General features: G+C 74.1%; 20 protein-coding genes and 2 pseudogenes. 13 read left to right on the top strand and 9 right to left on the bottom strand.

All coding sequences use genetic code 11. From position 1 onward, the window contains the following. Positions 1-43 precede the first annotated feature (43 nt). Both OG553_RS34820 and OG553_RS34815 read right to left on the bottom strand, forming a co-directional pair. Positions 44-1,243 carry a hypothetical protein gene (locus OG553_RS34820; RefSeq protein WP_405982850.1) on the bottom strand — a complete coding sequence of 400 codons (1,200 nt, stop codon included), beginning with the start codon at positions 1,241-1,243 and terminating at the stop codon, positions 44-46. After that, positions 1,240-2,388: a glycosyltransferase family 2 protein gene (locus tag OG553_RS34815; protein WP_405982849.1), complete on the bottom strand. Its 1,149-nt coding sequence runs from the start codon at positions 2,386-2,388 to the stop codon at positions 1,240-1,242. Before OG553_RS34815 ends, OG553_RS34820 begins: the two co-directional genes overlap by 4 nt. Before the next feature lie 325 nt (positions 2,389-2,713). Here OG553_RS34815 and OG553_RS34810 point away from each other — a divergent pair, with 325 nt between their 5' ends. Then, the gene (locus OG553_RS34810; protein ID WP_405982848.1) at positions 2,714-3,865 is read left to right on the top strand and encodes a dihydrofolate reductase family protein; all 1,152 of its coding nucleotides are present in this window, start codon (positions 2,714-2,716) and stop codon (positions 3,863-3,865) included. Positions 3,866-4,028: 163 nt separating this feature from the next. Beyond that, positions 4,029-5,351, top strand: coding sequence for a hypothetical protein (locus OG553_RS34805; protein ID WP_405982847.1), 1,323 nt, complete (start codon positions 4,029-4,031; stop codon positions 5,349-5,351). A gap of 69 nt (positions 5,352-5,420) precedes the next feature. Here OG553_RS34805 and OG553_RS34800 read toward each other — a convergent pair whose 3' ends face one another. From OG553_RS34800 to OG553_RS34785, 4 genes and pseudogenes are all read right to left on the bottom strand, one after another. After that, a complete protein-coding gene (locus tag OG553_RS34800; protein ID WP_405983214.1) occupies positions 5,421-5,840 on the bottom strand; it encodes a RidA family protein in 420 nt (139 codons plus the stop codon). Further along, the gene (locus tag OG553_RS34795; RefSeq protein ID WP_405983219.1) at positions 5,837-6,127 is read right to left on the bottom strand and encodes a hypothetical protein; all 291 of its coding nucleotides are present in this window, start codon (positions 6,125-6,127) and stop codon (positions 5,837-5,839) included. The genes OG553_RS34800 and OG553_RS34795 overlap by 4 nt, the downstream gene beginning before the upstream one ends. Before the next feature lie 91 nt (positions 6,128-6,218). Continuing rightward, a pseudogene (locus OG553_RS34790) lies at positions 6,219-6,494 on the bottom strand (NAD(P)H-dependent oxidoreductase); the annotation flags it as partial. Positions 6,495-6,499: 5 nt separating this feature from the next. Next, complete coding sequence (locus OG553_RS34785; protein WP_405982846.1) at positions 6,500-7,558, bottom strand: NADP-dependent oxidoreductase; 1,059 nt, start codon at positions 7,556-7,558, stop codon at positions 6,500-6,502. A gap of 158 nt (positions 7,559-7,716) precedes the next feature. Here OG553_RS34785 and OG553_RS34780 point away from each other — a divergent pair, with 158 nt between their 5' ends. Next, positions 7,717-11,022, top strand: a complete 3,306-nt coding sequence (locus tag OG553_RS34780) for an AfsR/SARP family transcriptional regulator (RefSeq protein WP_405982845.1) — start codon at positions 7,717-7,719, stop codon at positions 11,020-11,022. A 26-nt stretch (positions 11,023-11,048) separates the two neighbouring features. On the opposite strand, the gene OG553_RS34775 is transcribed toward OG553_RS34780, so the two are convergent. Continuing rightward, positions 11,049-11,870 (bottom strand): NAD(P)H-binding protein, encoded by an 822-nt coding sequence (locus OG553_RS34775; protein WP_405982844.1) that lies wholly within the window; start codon positions 11,868-11,870, stop codon positions 11,049-11,051. Between the two features lie 87 nt (positions 11,871-11,957). On the opposite strand from OG553_RS34775, the gene OG553_RS34770 reads away from it, so the two are divergent. Beyond that, positions 11,958-12,377 carry a winged helix-turn-helix transcriptional regulator gene (locus OG553_RS34770; RefSeq protein ID WP_405982843.1) on the top strand — a complete coding sequence of 140 codons (420 nt, stop codon included), beginning with the start codon at positions 11,958-11,960 and terminating at the stop codon, positions 12,375-12,377. A 75-nt stretch (positions 12,378-12,452) separates the two neighbouring features. Continuing rightward, positions 12,453-12,821: a VOC family protein gene (locus OG553_RS34765; RefSeq protein WP_405982842.1), complete on the top strand. Its 369-nt coding sequence runs from the start codon at positions 12,453-12,455 to the stop codon at positions 12,819-12,821. Between the two features lie 78 nt (positions 12,822-12,899). Here OG553_RS34765 and OG553_RS34760 read toward each other — a convergent pair whose 3' ends face one another. Next, positions 12,900-13,397, bottom strand: a complete 498-nt coding sequence (locus OG553_RS34760) for a MarR family winged helix-turn-helix transcriptional regulator (protein WP_405982841.1) — start codon at positions 13,395-13,397, stop codon at positions 12,900-12,902. Between the two features lie 23 nt (positions 13,398-13,420). On the opposite strand from OG553_RS34760, the gene OG553_RS34755 reads away from it, so the two are divergent. From OG553_RS34755 to OG553_RS34720, 8 genes and pseudogenes are all read left to right on the top strand, one after another. Continuing rightward, positions 13,421-14,200 carry a hypothetical protein gene (locus OG553_RS34755; RefSeq protein ID WP_405982840.1) on the top strand — a complete coding sequence of 260 codons (780 nt, stop codon included), beginning with the start codon at positions 13,421-13,423 and terminating at the stop codon, positions 14,198-14,200. A gap of 22 nt (positions 14,201-14,222) precedes the next feature. Beyond that, positions 14,223-14,447: pseudogene (locus OG553_RS34750) on the top strand (DUF2199 domain-containing protein); the annotation flags it as partial. Next, positions 14,444-15,112, top strand: coding sequence for a hypothetical protein (locus OG553_RS34745; protein ID WP_405982839.1), 669 nt, complete (start codon positions 14,444-14,446; stop codon positions 15,110-15,112). The pseudogene OG553_RS34750 and the gene OG553_RS34745, both read left to right, overlap by 4 nt. 173 nt (positions 15,113-15,285) lie before the next feature. Further along, on the top strand, positions 15,286-16,818 hold the full coding sequence (locus OG553_RS34740) for an aldehyde dehydrogenase family protein (RefSeq protein ID WP_405982838.1): 1,533 nt from the start codon (positions 15,286-15,288) through the stop codon (positions 16,816-16,818). Continuing rightward, a complete protein-coding gene (locus tag OG553_RS34735; RefSeq protein WP_405982837.1) occupies positions 16,815-18,359 on the top strand; it encodes a GMC family oxidoreductase in 1,545 nt (514 codons plus the stop codon). Before OG553_RS34740 ends, OG553_RS34735 begins: the two co-directional genes overlap by 4 nt. Next, a complete protein-coding gene (locus tag OG553_RS34730; RefSeq protein ID WP_405982836.1) occupies positions 18,326-19,507 on the top strand; it encodes a glycine betaine/L-proline ABC transporter ATP-binding protein in 1,182 nt (393 codons plus the stop codon). Before OG553_RS34735 ends, OG553_RS34730 begins: the two co-directional genes overlap by 34 nt. Next, a complete protein-coding gene (locus OG553_RS34725) occupies positions 19,507-21,528 on the top strand; it encodes an ABC transporter permease subunit (RefSeq protein WP_405982835.1) in 2,022 nt (673 codons plus the stop codon). The genes OG553_RS34730 and OG553_RS34725 overlap by 1 nt, the downstream gene beginning before the upstream one ends. A gap of 1 nt (position 21,529) precedes the next feature. After that, the gene (locus tag OG553_RS34720; protein WP_405982834.1) at positions 21,530-22,501 is read left to right on the top strand and encodes an ABC transporter substrate-binding protein; all 972 of its coding nucleotides are present in this window, start codon (positions 21,530-21,532) and stop codon (positions 22,499-22,501) included. Between the two features lie 32 nt (positions 22,502-22,533). Here OG553_RS34720 and OG553_RS34715 read toward each other — a convergent pair whose 3' ends face one another. Then, positions 22,534-23,625 carry a polyprenyl synthetase family protein gene (locus OG553_RS34715; protein WP_405982833.1) on the bottom strand — a complete coding sequence of 364 codons (1,092 nt, stop codon included), beginning with the start codon at positions 23,623-23,625 and terminating at the stop codon, positions 22,534-22,536. Between the last annotated feature and the right edge of the window lie 125 nt (positions 23,626-23,750).

The raw sequence follows: 23,750 nt of genomic DNA, 5'->3' as shown, positions 1-23,750 counted from the left end.
GGCCGGGGACCGGAGGACGGGGTTCGGGGTCGGTGCGGTCGGCTCAGGTGGAGAGGGCGAGTTCGGGGTGTCGCCAGATGTGCCGGCCCGCGGGCAGCTCGGCCAGCCGCTCCTTGGGGAGGGCGGGCAGCGGTCCGTGGACGCGGCGGTCGTCCCGTCCGGCCGCGAAGGCCTGCTCGGCGAGGCCGGTGAGGCGGGCCACCCGTTGTTCGATCCACAGCCGGTGCTCGGGGCTGCCGGCGGTGCCGCCGAGGATCCAGCTGCGCAGGGCGACTCGGACCAGGGCGGGGGACGGGGGGAGGTCGGTGGGCGGGGTGTGCAGGCCCAGCAGGTGGCCGCCGTGCCAGATCTCCTCGCACAGCCACAGCAGTTCGTCGGGTACGCGCAGTCCCGACAGCCCGGCGCGGGCCCGCGTCCACCGCTCTCGCGCGCGCTCGGCGACGGGAGTGCCGCGCAGGTAGGCCTCGCGGGACAGGAACAGCGGCTCGCCGTCGCCGCCGTCCGGCGCGGCGAGTACCACGTGGGCGTGTCCGTGCGGGCGGTGGACGAGTACCCGCGGGGTTTCCGGCAGGGTGCCGGCGGCGCCCGGCCGCCCGGCCGCCGCGTCCTGGACGTCGTCCGCGAAACAGGCCGAATGCCGGGGCCCGAAGCGGTCGTTGCCCATGATGCTGGTCGATCCGACGTGCTCCACCAGGTGCGGGACCGAGATCAGCACCCTGCGGCCGCGCGCGGCCAGCTCGCGGGCCACGACCACGTCGTCGGGTTCCGGCTGGGCGTCCTCCTCGGGCACCGCCGACAGCAGCGCCGTCACGTCGTTCCGTGGCAGCAGCAGCGCCAGGGTGGGGATCCACTCCCCCGGTACGGCGGGCACCCAGGAGGCGCCCTGGAGGGCGGCGGCCCGGGTGGCGGCCCCGTTCCACGAGTTCCAGTTGGCGTAGAAGGCGAGCGGCGCGTCCGGATGCTCCGCGACGGCCGCCTCCACGCGCCGGACGAAGTCCCGGCACGGCTCGACGTCGTCCTGGAGCACGAGGTGGTGGGTGGCTCCGGCGCCGATCCGGGACCAGGCCGCGCGGGCGGTGCGCAAGGTGGTGGGCGGCCCGTTCGGATCCGGGTCGACGGCGATCTCCGCCTGCCAGGGCCGCAGGGCGTCCGCGAGCCGGCCGGCTTCGTCGAGGCGGCGGGGATGGGCCATGACCGCGGCGCTGATCACGGGCGGGGTGCCGGTGCCGGTCCCGGCGCTCAACGGGACGCCCCCTGCCCGGTTCCGGGGGCGGCGTCGGCCGTGTCGCGGACGCTGTGCCAGCCGCGGTCACCCCGTGCCCACTCCCACACGGCGCGGTAGACGGCCACGGCGCCGACCAGGTGCCAGGGCACGACCAGGGCCCAGGCCAGGCCGTCGACCCGGTCGCGGTACTCGGGACTGCGCCGGGCGCCCAGGACGCAGGCCACGTCCGCCGCCACCACCACGGCCGCCGCCTTGCGCGCCCGGGGAGAGACGACCGCGGCCGCGAGGAGGGCCGGCATCGCGGCCCTGGCCGCCATGCTGCCCACCGTGACCGCCCCCAGCAGGCGTCCGCGCGGGGGGAGTTCGGGCCAGGTGACGGCCACGGCCCGCAGCTGCCCCCGGGCCCAGCGGGCGCGCTGGCGCAGGGCCGCTCCCGTACGGTCGGTCGAGCTGACCCGCGACGGACTGCGCAGGAAGCCGGTGGTGGCGCCCTCGCCCATGAGCCGCAGGGACCAGTGGTAGGACTCCTCCACGTCGTCCGAGCGGATCGGGCGCACTCCGTCCCAGGTCGCGCTCCAGGCGTAGACCGAGCTCCCCGCGACGACGTGCACCCCGGCGGCGCGGGCCAGGCCCCGCACCGAGGCGTGCCAGACCGTGTCCTCGGCGGTCTTCACGCGCGAGGTGAGCCGCGGGCCCGGCTCGCCGATCTCCTCTGCCTGGACGAGCGCGTAGCCGTGTTCCAGGGCCCACACCGCTTCGGCCGGCTGGCCGGGATCGGGCACGACATCGGCGTCGACCACGGCGACGATCTCGCCCTCGGCATGGGGGAAGGCGTGGTTCAGGGCGGCTCCCTTGGGCCGCATGCTCGGCAGGCGCAGGATCCGCCAGTCCAGTTCGGGCCGGCCGGCGGCGGCCCGGGCGTCCTCGGCCTGCTCGGCCTCCCGTGCGTGCTCAGGGCCGTCGGCGACGAGCCACAGCACCTGGAGCAGCTCCGGGGGGTAGTCCAGCGCGGCCACGGCACGCGCCGAGCGGGCGAGCGTCGCCCCGGTCTCGCGGTGGAACGGCATCAGGAGGGTGAGCCGGCGGGTGGGCCGCCAGTCGGGAGGGGGCGGCGGGGCGGCGTACGGGCACAACGGCCAGGTGGGAACCAGGATGTCGGTCATCGGAGCCTCGGCGCGGGCAGCGACGGGGCTAAGCGTTCGATCTTCTTCCTTCTCGACCGGGACAAGGCGACTCCTCCGTGAATGACTGTCAGTTCCAGCTGTAGGTTGGTCCGACGGTGCACCGGATCGTGTCCGGTGGAAGGTTCCGCAGCGGGCGGACACGCAGTTCGCAACGGCCGTCGAGACCGGTTGGCTCCAAGATCGACGGCGCACATTGGACTGTACCAATCGCCCGGCGTCTGGCCAACCCTGTTCTTCGGGACACGAGTTCGCCCCGATCCGCCCTTTATCCGTACCCCTCGCACCAGCTCCGAGGAGCCTCCCCATGCCCCGTCCTTACGTCCTGCTCTCGGCCGCCGTCTCCCTGGACGGCTGCCTCGACACCCCTCCCGGGGAGCCGCGGCTGCTGCTCTCCAACGAGGAGGACTTCGACCGCGTCGACTCCGTGCGCGCCTCCTGCGACGCGATCCTGCTCGGAGCCGGCACGCTGCGCGCCGACGATCCCCGCGTCCGGGTGGGCTCCGCCGCCCGGCGCGCTGCCCGCGTCGACGCCGGGCTCCCCCCGCACCCCGCGAAGGCCACCGTCACGCGCACTGGCGACCTCGACCCGGAGCTGCGGTTCTGGCACCACGGAGGCGCCAAGGTCGTGTACGCGGTGGGCCGCGCCGCCCGGGACAGGGCCGTGGCGGCCCTCGGCGGGCTGGCGACCGTCCACCAGGTGGCGGAGGAGGACGTGTGGCCGCAGGTCCTCGACCACCTGCACGGCCTCGGCGTGCGCCGGCTGATGGTCGAGGGCGGTGGCCGGATCCACACCCAGTTCCTGCGGCAGGAACTGGCGGACGAGCTCCAGCTCGTCATCGCCCCGGTCGTCGTGGGCCGGCCGGACGCACCCCGGATGTTCGGGCCCGGGAACTATCCGGGCGGCCCCGAGCACCGGCTGGCGCTCGCCGCTACCCGGAGGATCGGTGACGTGACCCTGCTGCGCTACGCCACCCACCGCCGTCCGGGAGCGGAGGGGCGGGCCACCGCGGCCGACGCGGCCTGGCTCGGGGAGGCCTGCGCGCTCGCGGCGGCCTGCCCGCCCTCCACCACGGCCTTCTCCGTCGGGGCGATCGTCGTCGGCGCCGACGGCCGCGAGCTCGCGCGGGGCCACTCCCGCGAAGGGGGCGACGCGCGCGTGCACGCGGAGCAGGCCGCGCTCGCCAAGGTGCGCGGGAACCCCGCTCTGGCCGGAGCCACCGTCTACAGCAGTCTGGAGCCCTGCGGCCACCGCGCCTCGTACCCGCACCCCTGCGCGGAGCTGATCGCCGGGGCCGGGATCCGGCGCGTGGTCACGGCCTGGCGGGAGCCCGACACCTTCGTGCCGGGCGCGGACGGCACCGAGCGGCTCCGGGCGGGGGGCATCACGGTGGTGGAGGTGCCCGAGTACGCGGAGGCGGGCCGGGCGCCCAACGCGCACCTGTCGCCCGGGAAGTGACGGAGGGCCGGGACGGGGCCCGGAGGCCGGTCCGCGGCCGGCCGTCCCGGCGCCGGCCGGCCGACCGCGACCGGCCGGCGAGCGCGGGCCGCTCGCCGCGCGGCCGGGCTGGACGTCACACCCCTCCCCACCGTTGTCAGTGGCCCGGGGGAGGATGGTGGTCATGTCTGCGCTCCTTCCCCTGATCCTGCCCTCCGTCGTCGTGGGCGAGCACCGTGTCGACCTGACCGCCAAGCACTCCGAGGGGTGGGCGTTCACGACGTACGACGTCGCCGCGAACGCGGCCGGAGAGACGTACGCGCTGTCCGGGGCGGTTCGCTACCGGGCGCGGGACGACGCGTCCTGCGACCCGTTCCAGCAGAACTTCACGTACCACGTGATCACCCGGTACGACCAGGACGGGACACCCACCGCAACGGCCCTGTACGGCGGGGGCACGCGGGGCAACGTCGCGACCGGGCTCGCCAAGGGATCGGAGTTCAACCTGGCCGTCCTCCCGGACGGGACGGTGGCGGTCAGTTCCAAGCCGGGGAACACCCACCTGTTCTCCGCCGATCTGAGCCGGCTCGTGGAGTCCTGGCAGTCGCCCTGGGGATGGCAGGAGGAGAAGGAACGGACGGGCGATCCGTACGCCATGTCGATCGACGTCACGCCGTCCGGGCGGCTGCTGTGCGCGGTGGCCGAGTACGGGGTGAGCAACTGGGCCGGAAAGGTACCCAACCTCGTCGCGCTCTCCGAGCCGGGCAGCACGCTCGGCCCCGGCGCGAAGGCCACCCTGCGGGCCATCGCGACGCACGACGCGCGATCCGACCGGCAGACGGAGGCCGACCGGTACCCGCACGTCGTGTACGGCGGCGCCCCCGTCGCCGGCACGAACCGGCCGTCCCCTTCGCTCACCGAGATGGTGTCCACGGACGACCGGACCCGCTACGACTACACGGGCTGCCGGATGGCCCGCCCCGCGGCGATGGGAGACGACCTGTTCGTCGTCCCCGTCTTCGGGAAGACCTACCGGTCGGGCAGCCGCGGACAGGTGTTCTCGTTCCTGCTGATCGACGGGCAGGGCACGGAGCGCGGGAAGCTGGAGGGAATGCACCGGTACGAGGACAGTCCGTTCACCGGCGCCCACTGGACGGTCGTCGGCGATCCGTACCGGGCGCGGGCCTTCCACCTCAACCGCTACGGCCTGTACGCATGGGACGCCGAGGGGCGGATGCTCTCCCGGATCCCCACCTCGGACGCCCCGTTCACGGCGCTCACCCACTTCCTCCTGATGGGCTGCTCCCCCGCGGGCGAGCTGCTCCTCGTGCACCAGAAGCAGAACCTGCTGCTCCGGGTACCGGTGCCGGAGGACCTCGGCGACCTGGAGGACGCGGTGCGGGCCGCCCTGAAGGGCTACGGCCCCGGGCGCAACGCGCTGAAGCGGCAGCACGCACCGGTCGACTGGCACTGGACGGACGCCACCGCCCCGGTCCACCGATTCTGATCCCCTGCGGGCTGCAAGCGTCCGCCCGGCCTCTGCGGCCTGGCGCGGGGCGCGCGGACGGGCGGTGGCTCAGTTGGGCGGGCCCGGGGGGCGGACGGCCACGGCGTCCACTTCGAAGAGCATCCCGGGCAGTGCCAGCGAGGCGACCCCGCTCAGGGTCTGGGCGGGCAGCCGTCCGTCGGGCCAGCCGTCGTGCAGGGCCTTGCCGAGTACGGCCAGCTTCTCCGGGTCGTGGTCGACGACGTACGTGCCGAGCCGTACGACGTGCTCGAAGCCGAGGCCCACGCCGGCGAGGGCGGCCCGCAGGTTGGCGAAGGCCGTCGCCACCTGGGCGGCGAAGTCGCCCGGCACGACCTCGCCGGTGCCGTCGGAGGCGTACTGCCCGGCGATGAACACCGGCTCTCCGGGCGCGGAAGCGGCGTGTCCGTAGCCGAACGGGGACGGGTCGTGGAGTCCGCTCGGGTTGACGAGGGTGCGGTGGTCGCTCATGAGGAGTTGCTGCCCCTTCTCGTGGGTTGGTGTGCTGCGTCTGTCGTTTCCGGGACCGGCCGGGCCTGGGTGTCGGCGGGGCCGGTCAGGAATCGGGCCAGCGCGGCGTCCGCGGCCGCGCGGCCCGGTGCGGCGGGGGCGAGGCTGTCGTGCACGAACTCCACGCGGGCGTCCGTGATGCCGCAGAACTCGGAGATTCCTACGCGGAGTTGGCGGTCCATCACGGAGTCCCAGCCCAGCTCGGCGAACTTTTCCCTCGGGTAGCTGGACAGCCCGAGCCAGAGCATCCGCCGGGCCCGCCAGCCGGGGCCTGCTGCGGCCGTAGGCGAATCCGTAGTTCCACACCCGGTCGATCCAGCCCTTGAGGATCGCCGGCAGCCCGAACCACCAGACGGGGAAGACCACGACGATGCTGTCGGCCCGCGCGATCCGTGCCATGTGTGCCCGTACTTCCGGCGAGTACGTCTTGTCGCGGTCGGTCCAGTCCGGCTCGTCCTCGGGCCCGGTCCGGGGGTCGAAGCCCTCGGCGTACAGGTCGAGCACGTCGACGGCGTACCCGTCGGCCGCCAGGCGTTCCCGGGCCCGCCGGGCGATCTCCGCCGTGAGGGAGTCCGTGCGCGGGTGGGCGAGGACCAGCAGGGCGTGCGCCGCCACGGCCGTCACCCGCCCAGCCGGACGAGCATCTTGCCGGTGTTGGCACCGCGCATCATGCCGAGGAAGGCCTCCGGGGCCTTCTCGATGCCCTCGGCCACCGTGTGCTCCGTGCGCAGCGACCCGTCGGCGAGCCAGCCCGCGGCCCGCCCGGTCCACTCGGGGAACAGGTCGAAGTGGCTGCTGACCAGCATGCCGCGCAGGGTCACCTCCCTGGCCGCCGCCTGGAACAGGTTGCCGGGCCCGGCGGCCCCCTCGGCGGCGTTGTAGCCGCTGATCGCGCCGACCAGCGCGATCCGTCCGCCCGTGCGCATCGCGCCGATCGCCGCCCGCAGGTGGTCGCCGCCCACGCTGTCGAGGTACACGTCCACTCCCTGCGGGGCCGCTTCGGCCAGCTGCGCGTCGAGCGAGCCGGCGCGGTAGTCGATGGCGGCGTCGTACCCGAAGTCCGTCACCAGCCGCTCCGCCTTCCGCGGACCGCCGGCCGAGCCGATCACCCTGGCCGCCCCCAGCCTGCGGGCCAGCTGGCCGGCGACGCTGCCCACCGCGCCGGCCGCGGCCGAGACGAACACCACGTCGCCCTCGCGCACCGGTGCGGTCCGCGTCAGCGCCGCGTACGCCGTCAGGCCCGTGGTGCCCAGCACCCCCAGGTACGCCTCCGGCGGGGCGGCGTCCGTGTCGACGGCGGTCGCCGCGCCGGCGTCCAGTACGGCGTACTCGCGCCACCCCAGGAAGTGCGACACCGTCGCACCGACGGGCACGGCCTCCGAACGGGACGCCACCACCACGCCGACCGCGCTGCCCTCAAGGGCGGCGCCGAGCGGGAACGGCGGGATGTAGGACGGTACGTCGTCCATCCGGCCCCGCATGTAGGGGTCCACCGACATCCAGGTGTTCCGGACGACGATCTGCCCTTCGGCGGGCTCCGGCACCGGAGTGCGGACCAGCTGGAAGTTCTCCGCGGTGGGCTCGCCGAGCGGCCGGGAGGCGAGCCGGACCTCGGCGGAGACCAGCCCGGAGGTGCCGATGGTGGGTGTGGTGGGTGTGGTGGGTGTGGTGTCGTTCATCGTGGACTTCCTCTTTCCCGTTCCGGTGGTGTTCTCGGCTACGGGGACGACTCTGCCGAGGGCCGCGCACGGTTCTCTGACGATCCGCGCACTGACCCGCACGGACCGGCACGTGGGTACCCGCCGGCCGGGAAGCCGGCGGGAGTTAACGTGTGATCATGCGTTTCGAAGTGCTCGGCCCGCTCCAGGTCCGTACGGACGACGGGTCTGCGGTGACCGTCCGCGAACCGAAGGTCCGCGCCCTGTTGGCCGACCTTCTGGTCCACCACGGGCAGCCGGTCTCGCCGGACCGGCTGGTGGACGACCTGTGGGGCGAGGCGGTACCGGGGAACGCGGCCAACACGCTCCAGACCAAGGTCTCGCAGCTGCGCCGGGCGCTGGAGCTGGCGGAGCCCGGCGGCCGCGGACTGGTCGTGCGCCGCCCGGCCGGCTATCTGCTGCACGTTCCTGAAGACGCCGTCGACTCCGCCCGCTTCACGGCAATGACGGAGCATGCCCGGCGGACGGGGGGCCCGCGGGACCGGGCGGCGCTGCTGACGGACGCCCTGGCGCTGTGGCGCGGCCCGGCCTTCGCCGAGTTCCGCGACGAGGACTTCGCCCGGGCGGCCGCCGCCCGCCTGGACGAGCAGCGCCTGTCCACCCTGGAGGAGCTTTCGGGGATACGTCTGGCGCTCGGGGAACACCGCCTGCTCGCAGCGGAGTTGGGTGAGGCGGTGCGACGGCATCCGCTGCGCGAAGCCCTCCGGGGCGTGTACATGCGCGCCCTCTACCGCTCGGGCCGACAGGCGGACGCGCTGGAGAGCTACCGCGAACTGACGGAACACCTGGCCGGTGAGCTGGGGCTCGACCCGGGTCCCGAACTGGTCGAACTCCATCGGGCGATCCTGCGCCAGGATCCGGTGCTGGCCGCCGCCCCGACCCCGGCGCTTCCCGCTCCTGCCCTTCCCGCTCCCGCCCGTGCCGCCTCTGCGCCTGCCGCTCCCCCGGCGCCGCACACGGACGTGCCGCGCACCGACCTGCCGGGTGCGCTGACTCCGCTGATCGGCCGGCAACAGGACGTCGGCCGGGTGCGCGGCCTGATCGCTTCCGGCCGCCTGGTCACCCTCACCGGGCCCGGCGGCGTGGGCAAGACCAGGATCGCCCTGGAAACCGCCGCGACGGCGGCGGAGTCGTTCCCGGACGGGGTCCGGCTCGTCGAACTGGCCGCCGAGCGGCCCGATGCCGCACCCGCGACCGCCGGCACCACCGCCACGACGGGGCCCGGCGCGAGCGCCCGTACGGCGGAAGCCGTGGCCGAGGCCCTCGGGCTGCGCGAGCACCCCGTCGGCGCCAACACGGCCGCCGATGCCGAGGAGCCCTCCCCGCGCCACACCGCCGACCGGATCGTCCGGGCTCTCGGCGACCGCCGTGTCCTGCTCGTCCTGGACAACTGCGAGCACCTCGTCCAGCCGGTCGCCGAACTCGTCGAGCACCTCCTGCGCCTCTGTCCCGGCCTGTCCGTCCTCGCCACCAGCCGGGAACCCCTGGCCCTGTCCGGCGAGACGCTGCACGCGGTCGGCCCGCTGCCCGAGTCCGACGCCGTACGCCTCTTCACGGCCCGCGCGGCGGCGGCCGCCCCGGGGTTCGCCCTCGGCCCCGCCAACGCCGACGCCGTGGCACGGATCTGCGCGCGCCTCGACGGGATCCCGCTGGCGCTCGAACTCGCCGCCGCCCGGGTCCGGGCCCTCGGCGTCCACGGGCTCGCGGAGCGCCTCGGGGACCGGTTCCGCCTGCTGACCGCGGGCCGCCGGGACGCACCCGCCCGCCAGCAGACCCTCCGCGCCGTGATCGACTGGAGCTGGGGACTGCTGACCAACCCGGAGCGCGCCGTACTGAGCCGCCTGGCCGTGTTCGCCGACGGCTGCACCCTCGCCGCCGCCGAAGAGGTCTGCGCCGCGCCCGAGGCCCCCGGCGACACCGTGCTCGACGTGATCACCCGCCTGGTCGACCGCTCCCTCGTCACCGTCGTGGACGGCCAGGACGGGCCGCGCTACCGCCTGCTGGAATCGGTGGCCGCCTACGCCCTCGAACGCCTCCACGAGGCGGGCGCGACCAGGACCACCCGCCGTCTCCACCGCCTCCACTACACCGAACTCGCCGAACGGGCCGAGCCCTGCCTGCACGGACCGGACCAACGCCGCCGGCTGCGGCTGCTGGACGCCGACGGCGCCAACCTCCGCCGCGCGCTGGCCGATGCCGCCGGGACCGGTGAGGCGGCCGGCGACGCCGCGCCGGACCTGGCGCTGCGCCAGGTCAACGCCCTCTCCTGGTACTGGTTCCTGCGCGGGCGCCTCACCGAGGCGCGCCGCTCCCTCGACACGGCCCTGTCCGCCACCGGCCCCCACCCCGGCGACGCCTCCGCCCGCGCCCGCCGGGCGGGATTCGCCCTCCTCACCGGGGAACGCACGCAACAGGGCGGCCCGGAGGCTCCGGACGAGCTGTTCGAGGGTGCCGACGTCAGAGCCCGCTGGTTCCTCACCTTCACCCGGTCCGGCTTCGGCGACCCGCCCGGCCCGGACCGCGCCGACACCCTCCTGTCCGAGTTCCGCGCCCGCGACGACCGCTGGGGCATCGCCGCGACCATGAGCACCCTCGCCACCCAGGCCGTCTACCGCGGCGGCCTCGGCGACCTGCGGCGGTACGCCACCGACAGCGCGGCCCGCTTCGCCGACGTCGGCGACGGGTGGGGCAGGCTCCAGGCAGCCGAACAACTCGGCGTACTGGCCGAGATCGCGGGCGACTACGAAGAAGCCGGCCGCCTGCACCGCGAAGGCGCCGCCATCGCCGAAGAGCTCCAGCTCTGGACGGACCTCTCCTTCCGCCTCTCCCGACTGGGCCGGATCGCCCTGCTCACCGGGGACCACAGGGCCGCCGACGAGCTCCACCGGCGCGCCCGGCAGCTCGCCGCCGGCCAGTCCCACGGTCCCGCCGAGCAGTTCGCCACGACCGGCCTCGCCCTCACCGCCCGCCGGCAGGGCCGCCTCGACGCCGCCGAGGAGTACCTGCGCCCGTGGCTGGACTGGAACCGCAGACTCGGGGTGGACTCCGGAGCGGCCCTGATCCTCGCCGAACTCGGCTTCATCGCCGAGCAGCGCGGCCATACCGCCCAGGCGCGCGAACTCCACCGGCAGGGTCTGGCCGCGGCCGAGCGCACCGGCGACCCGCGGGCCGTCGCGCTCGCCCTGGAAGGCCTGGCCGGCGCGGAGGCGTGCGCGGGCCGTCACGCTGCCGCCGCCCGTCTCCTCGGCACCGCCGACACCCTGCGCGCATCGGCCGGCGCCCCGCTCCCCGGACCGGAACGCGGCGACGTCGACCGCATCACGGCCCTCGCCCTCGAAGCCCTGGGCGAGGAGGCCCACACCACGGCCTTCCACGAAGGCCGCACGCTCCGACCCGACGACCACCCCGCCGCATCCCCCGCGTAGTCCTCACCGACCGACGGGAACCGACGTCAAGGGCGCGCTTGCGGCCGTGTGGCGGACGCGGCCGCAACAGCCGTGGCCAGAGGGTCACGGGCCGGGCGGCCGAGGAGATCCGTCAGGTCGGAAGCGGTGCCGTTCAGGAAGCCGTGCCGGATGCCCGCGGCGATCGAAACGAGCATGGGCGGCTGGAACGGCAGGAGGCCCGGGGTCTCGTCGAGGAGCCTGCGCCGGTACTCACCCAGCCCGACGGTGCGGTGCGGCGCTCCGAGCCGGTCGGCCACCTGGCCCGCCGTGATCGGCGTGCCGACCAGGTCGTACACCCGTCCCCGGTGTCGGAGCGGATCCGCCGCGACGGTCGCCGCCGCTTCGGCGAGGTCCTCCCGAGCGACCGCCGCCAGGGCGCCGTCCCCGAACGCGGACTCCACACCGCTGTCGGACCACATCAGCAGGCCGCCGAAGAGTTCGGCGTACAGGCCGTTGCGCAGGATCGTCCACGGCAGTCCGCTCGCCCGCACGAGGCGCTCGGTGGCACGGTGGGCCAGCGCGAAGCCGAGATGGTCGCCCGCCGTGGTCAGGCTCGTGTAGACGACGTGGCCGACGCCGTCGCGCCGGGCGGCGTCCAGGACCGCCGCGTGCCGCCCGACGACCTGGTCGTCCTCGCCGTAACCGGCGGAGATCAGCACCAGCGTGGAGACGCCGGTGAGATCGAGGCTCCCGCGGTCGTCGAAGTCGAGGTGCCGGATCCCCTCCCCCGGCGTGCGGCTGCCGCCCGTCGCAGCGGCGCCGCCGGCGCGCAGCGCCGCGAGGGTGGCCGAACCGAGGTTCCCGTTCGCGCCCGTCACCAAGATCATGTCAATCACAGTCTTCCATCGTGGTTCTCATCAGTAACTACCCTTGATCCTTGACCGCGCGCCCACCGGCCACAAGGAGGCAGTTCCATGTCACTCACGCACACCGGGGTAACCACCCCCGCCGCCCTCGACCCCTGCGGTCGCGAAGACCACCCCGACTGCGGCATCCGCGACGTCCTGGACCGCATCGGCGACAAGTGGTCGGTGCTCGTGATCGTCGAGCTCGCGGGCGGGCCCCGCCGGTTCCGCGAACTGCAGCGCGCCATCGACGGCATCTCCCAGCGCATGCTCACCCTCACCGTGCGCAGGCTCGAACGCGACGGCCTCGTCCTGCGCACCGTGTACCCGACCGTCCCGGCCCAGGTCGACTACCGCCTGACCCGGACGGGAGCCGGTCTGACCCACCTGGTCAAGGCACTCGCCGACTGGTCACTCACCCACCGCACCGCCATCGCCGAAGCACGGCACGCGTACGACCGGGCCCACCCGGACCATGACATCCGCTGACGAAGGCGTCAGCCGGCCTGGGCAGCAGCTCCTAGTGTGTGCACCGGAAAGCCCGTCGATCGCCCCGGAGGTGCCATGACCCCGCCGATGAAGTTGAGCGCGATAACGCTCGACTGCCCTGACCCACTGGCGCTGGCTGCGTTCTACCAGCAGGCCACCGGACTTGAACCCCACCCGAAGTCGGACACCGAGTTCGCCGCTCTCAACCGTGAGGACGGGCTCCTCATCGGATTTCAACGGGTCGACGACTACCGCGCACCCAGCTGGCCCGACCAGGCGGTGCCGCAGCAGCTCCACCTCTGCTTCGACGTCATGGACCTGGACGGGGCGGAGGCCCGGCTGCTGGAGCTGGGCGCGGGCAAGTCGGGCCACCAGCCGCACGAGGACAGGTGGCGGGTGCTCACCGATCCGGCCGGACATCCGTTCTGCATCGTCAAGGGCTGACCGTCGGGCCGCCCCGCGCCCGCCGGTGCCCCGTCGCCGCCAGGGTCGTCGGATGCGGGGCCTGCGCCTGACACTTCCTCAGCGGCTGGGAAGGGCCTGGCCCTCGATGTTGGCGATCATCGTGCGCAACACCTTGAGCGCGGCCGCGTACTCCTCGTCCCCGATGCCCTGGTGGACCTCTGCCCGTAGTTCCGTGGCCAGGCTCCGCAGCCGGAGCCTGGCGGACTCGCCGGCATCGGTGAGGTGCAGGGCCTGTCCGGCGTCGGTACGCAGCCAGCCGCGGTGGAGCAACTGATCGATCACGCGCGGGATTTCGTGCTGTCCGGCCGCAAGGGGGGTCAGCTGGGTGACCACCTCTTCGCGGCTGGGTGCCGTGGGCCCGCCGGATACTCGGTTGAGTACCCAGTACTGCGGCTGGGTGGCGTCGATCCTGGCCATGGCGTCGCGCAGACGCCGCGTCACGGCCTCGTGGACGAGACCGGCCCAGTAGCCGATGGGCTGACTGGCCAACACGTCGTCCGTGGCGGTCGGATCGGCCGGCGCCTGGTCGGCGATGCTGCCGTTTGACGGTTTCATGATCACGAACCTACACGCCGGCCGTGCGCGCAGGTACGGCCGAGCGCCGGATCTCCGCCTCAGGCGCCGCGCGGCTGGGCCACCCGCGCACCCACCCGCGCACCGCACCTCGCCGGCGCACGGCCTCTGACAAGATGTCGATCATGAGCTACTGGGACCCACTGCCAGCGGTCCGGGCCGCGGAGAGCGGGCCCCTGACCGCGCCGGACGGCGGCACGTGGCTGCCTGCCCGGGAGTACCGCGGCGACTGGTGGAACACCCGCCCCGAACGCTGGGCGGAGCGCGACTGGCGCAACGTGCCGGGGCCGTTCTACGCGGCCGGGACGGACAGTTGCTGGATGGGCCGGCTGATCGCCCCCGCGAACGTGCTCTACGAAGACGAGTGGGGCGGCGAGTTCGTCTACCGCCAGCCCCGTGGCCGGGCTCAGGCGCTCGCGCTGCTGGGCGCGGTCGCCCAGGACCCGATGGCCGGGTACGCCTGCGACGGTGACGACCACTGGACCCCGCAGCTCGTCCGCGACTGGTGGGAGGAGCGGGGCCGGGTACGGGACTGGGCTGCGGCCCTGGACCGCAAGTGGTCGGTCTCGTACCGGGAGGACGAACGCGAGGCGGCCGGCGGGGCCCGGGAGTACGTCGCGTACATCGACGGAGGTCTCGCGCAGGACCTCCGCCACTACCTCTTCTGGCTGTCCGAAGGCCGCCCGGCGAACCCCGGCGAACCGTTGCCGCTCTTGTCCCCGCGCGGGACCTGGCGGGGGCGGGGCCGGAACGCGCACCCGCTCCCTCGGCACCGTTCGCCGTAGCTAGGCTCCGACACCATGACCAGAGCCGCCCTCCTTCGGCTGGCTCACCACCGACCTGAAGATCTACCCGTCCACCACCCTCAACCTGAAGACGTACGTCCACACCCGCCCGGTCGGAGAGCGCCCCTTCGTCGAGCTCGAGCCCACCGACCACCCCCTCGCCGTCGAACAGCGCACCGGAATCACACTGGACCGCGTACGGGAGATCGCGGCGGCCGTGCTCCACGCCGGCGGCGAACGGCCGTGACGGTCGGCAGCCCGATACAGACCGCCCCGGTCTGCCCCGCCGGTCTGAGTCGCAGGGCCCGGAGCTTCGTCGAGGCGGACGGCATCCGCGTCGAGCGGCAGGACCTCCGGCGGCACCGCGAGGTGTGGATCGCGCACGGGATTCCCGCCGCGGAGGCCGACCGGGCTGCGGCGTTCCAGGACCGCTGGGGAGGTCTCGCACTTCCGCCGGCGCCGTTCCACGAAGGCGGCCCGCGCGTCCTGGAGGCCGCGTGCCCCCAGGGGTCGGCCGCGGAGGGCTGGTCGTTCGACGCCGGGGAATGCCGGGTGTCCATGGCCTACGGATTCGCGATCGGCCCGGACGGGGCGTTCGGGATCGACGCCGACCGCTGGACGCCCCTGCATGCCAGTACGGACGGATGGGTGGAGTCGTTGGCGCTCGCCGCCCATGCCCGGCGCTGGGCCACGACCGTCACACGGATCACGGGCGAAGCCGTCGACACCCTGGACCTCGACGGGCATGAGCCGGTACCCGAAGTGCAAGGCGTCACTGACACCTGGTGGCGGGGCGAGGACTCGCTCATCGCGGTGTACCGGGGCGAGGCCGTGGGCCTTGGAGCTCCACGATGCCTTGAAGCCCACGTCTACGGCGGGCTCGACGCGTGGGGCCGCCACTGCACCTATTAGTCCTTATTGTCACTTTTTGGTCGGATGCGTCTCGTGAAGCGGATCACTCTCCGCCGCGTCTTTCACATGCTTCCGGGAGTCGGGGGCACCCGCCCTCCCGGGCGGCCCGCAGGCCGCCCCGGCTCTCCGGACGACCAGCGGGGGGCCTGAAGGAACGAAAGGCAGTACCCGACGTGAGCGCAGCACAACAGACCATCCACGTGGGCGGCGAGTGGCGGGCGTCACTCTCCGGAGAGACCCGCCAGATCATCGACCCCGTCGACGCCACCGCCTTCGCGGTCGTCGCGGAGGGCGGGTTCCGGGACGCCGACGACGCGGTGGCCGCCGCCCGCGCCGCGTTCGACGCGGGCTCGTGGCCCCGTACGCCGGTCGCCGAGCGTGCCGCCCTGCTGCGCCGGGTCGCCGACCGGCTGGAACGGGACCGGGAGCGGATCGGCGCCCTGGAGAGCCGGGACGCGGGCAAGACGCTGGAGGAGGGCCGCACCGACGTCGACTGCGTGCGCGACGCCTTCCGCTACTTCGCCGACCTGGTGGAGAAGGAGAGCGCGGAGCGGGTCGTCGACGCCGGTTCGCCGGACGTGCGCAGCGTGGTCGTCCACGAGCCGGTGGGCGTCTGTGCGCTGATCACCCCGTGGAACTATCCGCTCCTCCAGGCCAGCTGGAAGATCGCGCCGGCCCTCGCCGCGGGAAACACCTTCGTGATCAAGCCCAGCGAGATCACCCCGCTGAGCACGGTCGCCCTGGTGGAACTGCTGCTGGAGGCCGGGCTCCCGCTCGGCGCCGCCAACATCGTCACCGGTCCCGGGCACACCGTGGGCGCGCGGCTCGCCGAGCACCCCGGCGTCGACCTGGTCTCGTTCACCGGCGGGCTCGTCAGCGGGACCGAGGTCGCGCGGGCGGCGGCCGACAGCGTCAAGAAGGTCGCGCTCGAACTGGGCGGCAAGAACCCGAACATCGTCTTCGCGGACGCCTGTGCCACCCCCGAGGGCTTCGACACCGCCGTGGACCAGGCCCTGAACGCCGCGTTCATGCACAGCGGCCAGGTCTGCTCGGCGGGCTCCCGGCTCATCGTCGAGGAGTCGCTGCGGGACCGGTTCGTCGCCGAACTGGCCCGGCGGGCCGACCTGATCCGGCTGGGCCGCGGCACCGACCCCGGCGTCGAGTGCGGGCCGCTGGTGTCGGCGGCGCAGCGGGAGCGGTCCGAGGAGTACGTGGCCTGCGCCCTGGCCGAGGGCGCGGTGCTGCGGGCCGGCGGGGTGCGGCCGGAGGGGCCGGGCTTCTTCTACCGGCCGACCGTCCTCGACCGGTGCCACCGCGGGATGCGCGTGGTGCGCGAGGAGGTCTTCGGACCGGTCCTCACCGTGGAGACCTTCCACACCGAGGAGGAGGCCGTCGCCCTCGGCAACGACACCGAGTACGGCCTGGCCGGAGCCGTGTGGACCGCCGACGAGGAGCGGGCCGGGCGGGTGGCCGGGCTGCTGCGCCACGGCACGGTGTGGATCAACGACTTCCACCCCTACCTGCCGCAGGCCGAATGGGGCGGCTTCGGCAAGTCCGGCATCGGCCGCGAACTGGGCCCCACCGGCCTCGCCGAGTACCGCGAGGCCAAGCACGTCTACCGGAACCTCTCTCCGCGCCCCGTCCGGTGGTTCGCCGGCGGACAGGACGACGGCGTACGCGGCGGGCACCAGGAGGACCGGGCATGAGCCACCAGCACGAGCAGCACGAGCAGCAGGTGTACGACTACGTCGTCGTCGGCGGCGGGACCGCCGGTTCCGTGATCGCGTCGAGGCTGACCGAGGACCCCTCGGTCAGCGTGGCCGTCATCGAGGGCGGACCCAGCGACGTCGGCCGCGAGGACGTCCTCACCCTGCGCCGGTGGATGGGGCTGCTCGGCGGCGAACTGGACTACGACTACCCCACCACCCGGCAGCCCCGCGGCAACTCCCACATCCGGCACAGCCGGGCGCGGGTGCTGGGCGGCTGTTCCTCGCACAACACGCTCATCTCGTTCAAGCCGCTCCCCTCCGACTGGGACGAGTGGGCCGGGGCCGGGGCCGAGGGCTGGGACGCGGCCTCCATGGACCCGTACTTCGACCGGCTCCGCAACAACATCGTCCCCGTCCACGAGGACGACCGGAACGCCATCGCCCGGGACTTCGTGGAGGCGGCGCAGGAGGCTCTCGGCGTTCCGCGGGTCGACGGGTTCAACGAGGGCCCCTTCCACGAGGGGGCCGGCTTCTTCGACCTGGCGTACCACCCGGAGGACAACAAGCGGTCCTCGGCCTCGGTCGCCTACCTGCACCCCTTCCTGGACCGGCCGAACCTCCACATCGCCCTGGAGACGTGGGCGTTCCGGCTGGAGCTGGAGGGGACCCGGGCCACCGGGGTGCACGTGCGCACCGCCGACGGCGCCGAGCGCGTGGTGCGGGCCCGGCGGGAGGTGCTGGTGTGCGCCGGCGCCGTGGACTCGCCGCGGCTGCTGCTGCACTCGGGGATCGGACCGCGGGCGGACCTGGAGGAACTGGGCATCCCGGTCGTGCACGACCTGCCGGGAGTCGGCGAGAACCTGCTCGACCACCCGGAGTCGGTCATCGTGTGGGAGACGAACGGTCCGATACCGGAGAACTCGGCGATGGACTCGGACGCCGGGCTGTTCGTCCGCCGGGATCCGGCGGCCGAAGGACCGGACCTGATGTTCCACTTCTACCAGGTGCCGTTCACCGACAACCCGGAGCGGCTGGGCTACGAACGCCCCGCCCACGGCGTGTCGTTGACCCCGAACATCCCCAAGCCGCGCAGCCGCGGCCGGCTCTACCTGACCAGCGCCGACCCCGGGGTAAAGCCGGCCCTGGACTTCCGGTACTTCACCGACGAGGACGACTACGACGGCCGGACCCTGGTCGACGGCATCCGGATCGCCCGGCGGATCGCGGCCGCCGAGCCGCTGGCCAGCTGGCTGAAGCGCGAGGTCTGCCCGGGCCCGGAGGTCACCTCCGACGAGGAGCTCGGCGCGTACGCCCGGCAGGTCGCGCACACCGTGTACCACCCGGCCGGAACCTGCCGGATGGGCGCCGAGGACGATCCGCTCGCCGTGGTGACGCCCGACCTGAGGATCCGGGGGCTGTCCGGCATCCGGGTCGCCGACGCGTCCGTCTTCCCGACCATGACCGCCGTGAACCCGATGATCGGGGTGCTGATGGTCGGGGAGAAATGCGCCGAACTGCTGGGAGGTACCGCCCGATGAGCCCGATGAGCCCGAATGCGAACGGTACGGGGACTCGCCGCGAGGGGCCGGGCGGACCGGCGGGGTCCGGGCCCGGCTCAGGGTCCGGGGCCGGGTCCCGGTCCGGGTCCGTCTTCGCCGTGCGGAACCTGTGGAAGGTCTTCGGGCCGAAGGCCGGACGGGTCCCGGCCGACCCGGAACTGGCGTCGCTGGACGCCGCCGCGCTGCGCGAGCTGACCGGCTGCACGGCCGCCGTCCGCGACGTCTCCTTCGACGTGCGCGAGGGCGAGGTGTTCGTGGTGATGGGCCTGTCGGGTTCCGGAAAGTCGACGCTGGTCCGCTGCCTGACCCGGCTCATCGAGCCGACCTCGGGCAGCCTGCGCTTCGACGGTGAGGACGTCCTCGCCATGGACCCGGCCCGGCTGCGCGATCTGCGCCGGCACCGGGCCTCGATGGTCTTCCAGCACTTCGGTCTGCTGCCGCACCGCACCGTGCTCGACAACGTTGCCTACGGCCTGGAGGTCCAGGGGGTCGGCCGCGGCGAACGGCGCGAGCGCGCGGCGGCGTTCGTGGCGAAGGTCGGTCTGGAGGGCCTGGAGGGGCGTCGGCCCGGGCAGCTCTCCGGCGGTCAGCAGCAGCGGGTGGGGCTGGCCCGCGCACTCGCGGTGGACCCCGAGGTGCTGCTCTTCGACGAGCCGTTCAGCGCGCTCGACCCGCTGATCCGCCGCGACATGCAGGAGGAGGTCGTCCGGCTGCACCGCGAGGAGGGACGCACCATGGTCTTCATCACCCACGACCTCGGCGAGGCCCTGCGGCTCGGCGACCGGATCGCGCTGATGCGGGACGGCCGCATCGTGCAGCTGGGCACGCCCGAGGAGATCGTCGGCTCCCCCGCCGACGACTACGTCCGCGACTTCGTACGGGACGTGCCGCGCGAGCAGGTGCTGACGGTCCGCTCGGCGATGCGCCCGGCGCGGGCCGAGGAGACCGGGGCCGGACCGGCGCTGGCGCCGACCGCGACCGTCCACGAGGCCATCGAGGCGGTCGCCCGCACCGGGGAGAACGCGCGGGTCGTCGAGAACGGGCGGTGCCTGGGGGTGGTGGACCAGTCGGCGCTGCTGGGTGTGGTCGCGGGGGTCACCGCCGCGGAGCGGAAGGCGGTGGCCTGATGTACGCCCCTGCCGCCACGGCCGGGCGCCGTGGTTCCGGCGGCGGCCCTCCGCGGGCCGGGTCCGGTGCGAGCGCCGGTTCCGGTGGCGCGAGGGCCCTGCTGCGGCGCCGCCGCGGCCGGCTGATCGGTGCCGGCGCGGCGCTCCTGCTCGGCCTGGGCGCCGTCCTGCTCGGCGGCGGCAGCTGGCCGGGCGGGCTGACGGTGGACGTCTCGGCGCCGCTGGACCGCGCCGGCGACTGGATCATCGACAACCGCGACGGCCATCCGCTCTTCCTCTACTTCCTCGGGCACGTCAGCAACGCCGTCGTCGTCTGCGTCCGCGGGGTGTACCTGCTGCTGCTCGGCCTCGGCTGGGCCGGGGTGACCGCGGCGGCCGGGCTGGTGGCCTGGCGGCTCGCGGGGGTGCGCCTCGCGCTGGTCTCCGTCGCCGCGTTCGCCGCGTGCGGGCTGCTCGGCATGTGGGTCCCCACCCTGCAGACCCTCGCCCTGATGGTGGTGGCGGTCCTCGCGTCCGTGGTGCTCGGTGCGCTCCTCGGGCTGGCCGCGGGCCTGTCCGGGCGGATGGACCGCGTGCTGCGCCCGGTGCTCGACACCATGCAGGTGCTGCCCGCCTTCGCCTATCTGCTGCCGGTGGTGCTGGTGTTCGGCATCGGCGTGCCGGCCGCGGTCCTGGCGACCGTGGTGTACGCCGCCCCGCCGATGGCCCGCCTCACCGCGCTCGGGCTGCGCGGCGCGGACGCCGGGGTCATGGAAGCCGCCGCCTCCCTCGGGGCGACCGGCCGGCAGCGGCTGCTGACGGCCCGGCTGCCGCTGGCCCGGAAGGAACTGCTGCTCGGCCTGAACCAGTCGATCATGATGGCGCTCGGCATGGCCGTGATCGCCTCGGTGATCGGCGCGGGCGGTCTCGGCGACCGGGTCTACCAAGCGCTGGCGTCCGTGGACGTCGGTGCGGCGCTCGCCGCGGGCGTGCCGATCGTGCTGCTCGCCGTGGTCCTGGACCGGGTCACCGCCGCCGCGGGCGCCCGGCTCGGGTCCGCGCCGGCCCCGGGCCCGGCCGGGCCCGGCCGCACCGCGGCCCTGGCCCCGGCCGCCCTGGCCGCGGCGATCGCCGGGATAGCGGCGGCCGGTCACCTCACCGGCCGGCTCGGCTGGCCGCGGGCCTGGACGGTGGACACCGCCGGGCCCGTCAACCGGGCCGTGGACTGGATGACCGCGCACCTGTACTCCGGGGTGCCCGTCGTCGGCGGCACCGCCGACTGGGCCTCCCACTTCACCACCGGGGTCCTCAACCCGCTCCGCTCCGGCCTGCAGTGGCTTCCCTGGTGGTCGGTCCTGCTGGCGGTCGGCGCGCTCGCCCTGCTCATCGGCACCTGGCGGACCGCCGCCACCGCGGTCCTGGCGATGGCCGCGATCGGTGTCCTCGGAGTGTGGCGGCCCGCCCTCGACACCCTCTCCCAGGTGCTGGCCGCGGTCGCCGTGACCCTGCTGCTCGGCTTCGTACTCGGCGCGGCCGCCGCGCGCGGCGGCCGCCCTGAGCGTCTGCTGCGGCCCGTCCTCGACGTGTTCCAGACGATGCCCCAGTTCGTGTACCTGATCCCGGTGGTCGCGCTGTTCGGCGTCGGCCGCGCCCCCGCCGTGGCAGCGGCCGTGGTGTACGCGCTGCCCGCGGTGGTGCGCATCACCGCGCAGGGCCTGCGGGCCGTCGACCCGGGCGCGGTGGAGTCCGCGCGGTCCCTCGGGGCGACGGGGCGCCAGCAGCTGCTCCAGGTCAGGCTGCCGCTGGCCCGGCCGGCGCTGCTGCTGGCCGTCAACCAGGGCGTGGTCCTGGTCCTGGCCGTGGTGGTGATCGGAGGCCTGGTGGGCGGCGGGGCGCTCGGCTACGACGCCGTGTTCGGTCTCGCCCAGGGCGACCTGGCGACCGGACTCGTCGCCGGTGCCGCGATCGTCTGCCTGGGCCTGGTGCTCGACCGCGTCACCCAGCCCACGGAACGCCGCACCCACACCGGAAAGGGGGCCTGAGATGGCTCGCACCCGCATCACCGCCGCCGTGGCCGCCGTCGCGGCCCTGGCCGTCGGGGCCGGCCTCACCGGCTGCGGCGCCGCCGACATGACCCGCCAGTCCTCCCCGTTCGCGGACACCGAGGGGGCTCGGACGGTGACGCTGTCCGTGCAGTCCTGGGTGGGCGCGCAGGCCGACGTCGCCGTCGCCCAGTACCTGCTGGAACACGAACTCGGCTACCGCGTGGACACCGTGCAGATCGACGAGGTACCCGCCTGGGACGCGCTCAGCCAGGGCCGGGTGGACGCCATCCTGGAGGACTGGGGGCACCCGGAGCAGGAGGAGCGGTACGTCGACGGCAAGGGCACCATCGTCCGCGGCGGCGACCTGGGGGTCACCGGGCACATCGGCTGGTTCGTGCCGACGTACTTCGCCGAGCGGCACCCGGACGTCACCGACTGGAGGAACCTGGACAAGTACGCCGCCGAGCTGCGCACCGCGGAGAGCGGCGGCAAGGGGCAGCTCCTCGACGGCTCCCCGTCGTACGTCACCAACGACAAGGCGCTCGTGAAGAACCTGGGCCTGGACCTCCAGGTGGTCTTCGCGGGCTCCGAGGCGGCGCAGATCACGCAGATCAAGCAGTTCGCCAAGGAGGGGAAACCCTTCCTGACCTACTGGTACGAGCCGCAGTGGCTGTTCGAGAAGGTGCCCATGACGGAGGTGGAGCTGCCCGCGTACGAGAAGGGCTGCGACGCCGATCCGGAGAAGGTGGCCTGCGCGTATCCGCACACGCCGCTGCAGAAGTTCTTCAACGCCCGGTTCGCGAAGGACGGCGGTGACGCGGCCGCCTTCCTGAAGAGGTTCCGCTGGACGAAGGAGATGCAGAACGACGTCGCCCTGATGATCGCGGAGGAGAAGCTGCCCCCGCAGGAGGCGGCGGCCCGCTGGGTGAAGGAGAACCGGGCCACCTGGCAGACCTGGCTGCCCGCCTGACGGCGGGCGGCGGGCACCTCGGTGGACGGCTGCTACCGGTCGCGGGCGATGCTCCAGGGCGGCATGTGCTCGAAGAACGCCACGGCGTCGGGACGCCAGCGGTCCCGCCAGGTGGCGGCCCGGGCCGCGGCCCGGTGTGCGTGGTCGGCGGCGTCGGCGCGCAGCTGTCGGTCGATGCCGTGGGCTCGCGCGATGCCGCGTATGCGGTAGAGGGTGTCGTCGTCGCAGCCCGGGTCGCCCAGGGCCGCGTTCAGCAGCTTGCGCTCGGTCTCGTCGCAGACGGTGAGGAGGGCGCGGACGGCGTAGCTGCGGCGGCCGGAACGGATGTCGGAGCCGACCGGCTTGCCGAGGGATTCCGGGTCTCCGAACAGGTCGAGCCAGTCGTCGTGGATCTGGTTGGCGATCCCCAGCGCGGTGGCGTAGGTGCGCAGTTCGCCGTCGTACGGGGCGAGGTCGCCGCCGGCGGCCAGCAGGCCGAGGCGCAGCGGGGCGAGGACGGAGTAGCGGGTGGACTTGTACTCGGTGACCTCGTGCAGGAACTCGGTGTCGGGGGCGGTGCGGAAGTCGCGTTCCAGGTCGATCATCTGCCCCGTGATCGTGGCGGCCGCGGTGTCGGCGTGGACGGCGGCCATCGCGAGGACACGGTCGGCGGGCAGGGGGCTGGTGAGCAGGGCGCGCGTGGAGAGGAAGGCCGCGAGGTCGCCGGCGAGCAGGGCGAGGGCGAGGGCGGTTTCGGGCCCGTCGGGAAACTCCTGGCGGTAGGCGTAGTAGGTGGAGGGGCCGCCGCGGCGTACGGGGGCGTCGTCGATGATGTCGTCGTGGATCAGGCCGTGGGTCTGCAGCAGTTCGATGCTGATCGCCGCTTCGTCCAGTCCCGGTACGTCCTGGTCGGTCACCAGCGCGGCGGCCTCGTGCAGGAGGATGACGCGCAGCCGTTTGCCGCCGCGCAGCGACATGTCGCGCACCAGGTCGAGGGCGCGGGCGGGGAAGGCGCCGTGCCGCGGCAGCTCGAACGCACCGCCCTCGGGGTCGGTCAGGGAGTCGAAGTAGGCCGCGAAGCGGGCTTCGAACCGGCGCTGGTGGGCGGACGCACGCTGCCGGGCAGCGGAAAGGGCTTCGTTCACCCGCACAGCCTCGCACCGATCGGGGTGTGCCGATCGCTCGCGGCCGCCCGGAACGGGCTCATGCTGGCAGCATGGGCGCCCTGTGCGCCGCACGGTCCTGGCCGGGCCCGGAGTGGTACGGCCCT

Origin of the sequence: Streptomyces sp. NBC_00158 (assembly GCF_045160885.1) — a bacterium.
Classification (GTDB): Bacteria; Actinomycetota; Actinomycetes; order Streptomycetales; family Streptomycetaceae; genus Streptomyces.
This window is presented reverse-complemented; position numbering and strand designations above follow the sequence as displayed.